This is a genomic window from Ruegeria sp. AH12, from assembly GCF_056541465.1.
Map to the genome: position 1 here is coordinate 1 of NZ_JBQFYL010000119.1, position 837 is coordinate 837.

The 837-nt window shown below is 55.4% G+C and carries 1 protein-coding gene; it reads right to left on the bottom strand.

Features of this window, described 5'->3' with window-relative positions; genetic code table 11:
- Nucleotides 1–837 (bottom strand): glucose-6-phosphate dehydrogenase (NADP(+)) (locus ACR0EL_RS22035; RefSeq protein WP_480502294.1); only part of this gene is annotated, 837 nt, incomplete at both ends.

Below are 837 nucleotides of genomic sequence, written 5' to 3' on the forward strand. Positions count from 1 at the left end.
CATGCGGCTTCTACTTCATCGCCGCGCATGAACAGGGTTTGGTTGCCGCGAATGACATCCATCACCAGCCGCTCATAAGCGTCGGGTGGATCCTGGTTTTCAGGCCCAAGCGCTTCGGCAAAGCTCATGTCCAGCGGAACGTCAACCAGACGCATGCCTCCCTGCCCCGGCTCTTTAATTGTCACTTTCAAAGTGATGCCTTCATTGGGCTGCAACCGGATCGACAGGGCATTCGCATGACGCCCGGCCTCTTCGCCAAAAACCGAATGCGGAGCATCCTTGAACATCACATTGATGACCGAGGACCGCGCCACCAGCTCTTTGCCCGTGCGCAGATAGAACGGTGTACCCGCCCAACGCCAATTGCTGATATGTGCGCGCAATGCGATGTAGCTTTCCGTCGTCGTCCTTTGATTGCCGACAACTTCACGATACCCCCGGCCATCGGCACCGCCTGCAAACTGACCTCGTACGATATGGTGCGGCTCAACCGAATCCAACGCGCGTATGACCTTGAGTTTCTCATCGCGCACCGCGTCCGGGTCAAATTTTGCGGGTGGTTCCATCGCGATCAGACACAAAAGCTGCATCAGATGGTTCTGCATCATGTCGCGCATGGCGCCGGCGCGCTCGTAATATTCTTCACGACCGTCAATGCCGACGGTCTCGGCCACAGTGATCTGAATGTGATCGACATACTGACTGTTCCAAAGCGGTTCGAACAGCATGTTGCCGAACCGAACGGCCATCAGATTCTGAACGGTTTCCTTACCCAGATAATGATCGATCCTATAGATTTGCCCTTCGTCAAAATGCGCCGCCAGTGTCGCATTCAAC